This window comes from Pseudomonadota bacterium (assembly GCA_010028905.1).
Classification (GTDB): Bacteria; Vulcanimicrobiota; Xenobia; order RGZZ01; family RGZZ01; genus RGZZ01.
On the sequence record RGZZ01000509.1, the window covers coordinates 1 to 3421 of the forward strand.

Genomic DNA, 3421 nt, shown 5'->3' on the forward strand with positions numbered 1-3421 from the left:
CCCACGAGCGGCAGACGCCCGGGCAGCCTCGCCGTCGCCCTCGTCAATCGCCCCTGTGGCGTCACCGCCACGCAGCCCATCGCCATCTGGAGAGCCGGCTTCCTCCCGCCCCACCGATCGCCTCGTCTCCCCGATCGATGGGGCGGCGATGGTGCTCGTTCCCGCCGGCCCGTTCGAGATGGGCATCTCGGGCGCATCAACGGAAGAAGCCCCGCCGCACCAGTCGTCGACCAGCGACTTCTACATCGACGTCGCCCCCGTCACCGTCGCGCAGTTCCGCACCTTCATCGCGTCTGCGCGCTACCATCCGGAGGGCGACGGCTACGACGTGTTCGAGGCCAGTTCTGGCCCGAGCGCGCCCGCGGTGAACATCTCCTGGAACGATGCCGCGGCATACGCCAGCTGGGCCGGTCGTCGCCTGCCCCGCGAGGCCGAGTGGGAGAAGGCGGCGCGTGGCCCCCAGGGGCATCGCTACCCGTGGGGCAATGACTGGATCGCGGGCGCCTGCAACGGTGCACGCGGCGACCTGTTGAGCGAAGCGCCGGGCCCGCTGGCAGCGGTTTCGGTCGGCTCGATGCCGGGCGACCGAAGCGACTTCGGGGTGCTCGACATGGGCGGCAACGTAAGCCAGTGGACCGCCGACTGGCTCGAGCCCTACCCCGGGGGCAGCACCGCCAACCCCTACTACGGGCACACGCTGCGGGTCGTGCGAGGCGGTTCCTGGAACGACCGCTCTCCCGCTGACTTCACGAGCACCCGACGTCGAGGCGAACGGCCCCATCGATGCAGCCGCACCATCGGGTTTCGCACCGCCTGTGACGCTGACACCCTGCGACAGCCTTGAGGCACCGGCGCCCGATAGCGTTTCGGTGAAGCCGAAAGACGCGCCAGAGCGCCCTCTCAGAGCGTCGCGCCGGGATCGAGCCCCAGGCGGGCGCGCAGGCACTCCTCCACGAGCGCGATGGAAGGCTCGACACCCAGCTCCTCCGACAAGAGGCGGCTGACCTTGCCGAAGTGCCGGATGGCGCGATCCGGCCTGCCCAGACGGGTGTGGGCGCGCATCACGAGCTGATGCGCGTCTTGGTGGAAGGGATCGATCTCAGCCGCTCGCGCGGCGTGCCCCAGCGCGTCTTCAGCCTGGCCCGCGTCGATGGCGGCTGTGGCCAGATCGCAGAGCGCATCGGTCATCTTGCGCTCGTAGACCTCGCGCCGACGAAGCGCCCAGTCGAGGAAGCAGCCTCCGAGGAACGCCCCCTGGTAGAGCCGCACCGCCTCTTCGAGGGCGGCTGCCGCACCACGGCCGTCGCCCTGACGACGGCGGGCTGCCGCCCTGGCCAGACCCGCTTCGAACGCATCGACGTCGAACCACACGCCCGCGTCCTCGCGCAAGCGGAGGAACCCCCCGTTGCGCACGATGAGATCTGCGCCCGCCTCGCCCAGGGCCCGACGCAAGGTGGAGAGCGCGGTGTTCAGGCTCTTGCGCCCACCGAGGCCGGCATCGGGCCAGTAGACCTCACCGATCTCGTCTTCGCTCACGCCGTGGCTTCCGGCCGACGCCAGGTGCACGAGCAGCCAGCGGGCCTTCTGCGTCTTGAAGGCCTCATCCGGAACGGCGGTGCCCAGCACCCTCGCCGTGCCGCGCCCGAAACCGAACACCTCGAACGTGACCGACGTCGCAGCCACGGGCGGCCCACCATCCGCCACACGCGCAGGCGACATCCACGTGATCGCCGGTCCGGCGCCGCTCGACAGCGCCTGCAGAACGGCAGCCATGACATCGGTCACGGTCTCACCGTCTCCCACCTCCACCGCACGCACACGGGCCGGTCTGGGCAGGCGCTCGAGCACCGGGGCAAGGACGTGACGCCCACGCGGCGAGACGACGGCGAGCGAGGTCTCATCCCATCGCGCGACAAGCGCATCCGGGCACGACGAGAGAGCATCTGCGAGCGAGCGCCAGTCGGAGGCCTGCGGTGCTTCGACGGGCGCAATCAGCCCGAGCGCCGCCACGTCGTGAGAGCGCGCGGCGCGAGCCAGAAGCGCGGCGGCGCGCTCGAGAAAGAAGGGGCGGTTGATGAGACCCGTCTCGCCGTCCCGGATGGCCTTCTCGTAGAGGCGGGAGATCAGCGACGACTCGACCTCGTGCTTGATCACGACCCGCCCGCCGAGGCTGAAGAGATCGCCGTTGCGCATTCCCCCCTCGGTGACACGCTCGCCGCGCAGCCAGACCCCGTTGCGCGATCCCACGTCGACGATGCGCGCGGTTCCATCGGCCCCGACCTCGAGGCGCGCGTGCGTGCGGCTCACCGCCGGGTCGCGCAGGATGACGTCAGCGGCATCGCCTCGACCGAGAACAGTCGCTCCAGGGGGCAGCCCCACCAGGCGACCCGCTTCCTCTCCCGTGAGCACCTGAAGGAAAGGGCTGCGCTCGGAGACGAGCCCCGACAGCACGGATGAGGCGGCCGTCTGAAGCTCGGTCTCCAGACTCCCCACGTCCTGAGGCGTTCCATCCATGCCGCAAGGGTTCCCCTCCCTCGGTGCGCCCCCCTGCCTCAGACCGCGCATGGAGGCGTGGATGTTCACACGATGGCAACCGGATGTTCACGGGCACCCGCATGCTTTGTGCGATGTTTTACCCGAAGCGTCTACTGTCTGGGTGAGACTTCAAGCGGAGGGCATGCGCATGGACAGCATCCGGGCCACGAGGAGCAGCGGCGTCGGCGACGTGGGCGGTCAGTTCGATGACGCCATCCACAGGCTCGAGACCGCCCCCCGGAAGGCCCGCAAGAAGATTCCGCCGGACACGATCTCCACCCTGCAGACGAACAAGCAGCAGACAACGAGCGCAACCCACCGCGCGGGCAGCCTCTCCGGCAACGGCACACACGCGGCGCACGGCGCGCGATCGAACGCGCAGGTGAGACTCGACCGAAACGCCTTCAACGGTCTCCACCGTCAGGACACGCGAGAGGCTGGAGCCATGGCGACGTACGTCCCCCCGGCCCTGCCACCATCACGGCAGACGTCACCCGAGGTGTCCGCCACGACGTCCTCCCCCCGCGAGGCGCTCACCCAGGCGCAGACGGACGGCGCACAGCTGCGCGCTGCCCTCTCGCTCACACTGACCGACCAGCGACGCCAGCTGGCCACGAACCAGCAGCTCTCCCGAGACCTCAGCGGCATCGACGGCCAGATGCGCGAGGTCACCACCGGGCTCACGGCAGCCAGCGCGCAGAAGACGAAGGCGCAGCAGGCCTCGAGCGCGCTTCTCCAATCGGCGCAATCGGTGATGTCATCAGCGCAGGGCCTTGTCGGTGTAGCGCAGACGCTCGAGCAGATCTCGCAAGCGCTGTCGCTCATCCCCATCGTGGGGTGGTCACTGGGCATCGCCCTCAAGGCCGTGGCGACCGCGCTGCAGATG

3 protein-coding genes are annotated in these 3421 nt (G+C 69.7%); 2 read left to right on the forward strand and 1 reads right to left on the reverse strand.

Going from position 1 to position 3421, the window contains the following annotated elements:
* On the forward strand, positions 1-844 hold an 844-nt coding region (locus EB084_22010; protein NDD30939.1), incomplete at its 5' end, for a hypothetical protein.
* A gap of 56 nt (positions 845-900) precedes the next feature.
* Here the strand turns inward: EB084_22010 and EB084_22015 are convergent.
* Positions 901-2583, reverse strand: coding sequence for an FHA domain-containing protein (locus tag EB084_22015; GenBank protein NDD30940.1), 1683 nt, complete (start codon positions 2581-2583; stop codon positions 901-903).
* 100 nt (positions 2584-2683) lie between these two features.
* Between EB084_22015 and EB084_22020 the strand changes: the two genes are divergently transcribed.
* The coding region (locus EB084_22020; protein NDD30941.1) for a hypothetical protein at positions 2684-3421 on the forward strand (738 nt) is incomplete at its 3' end.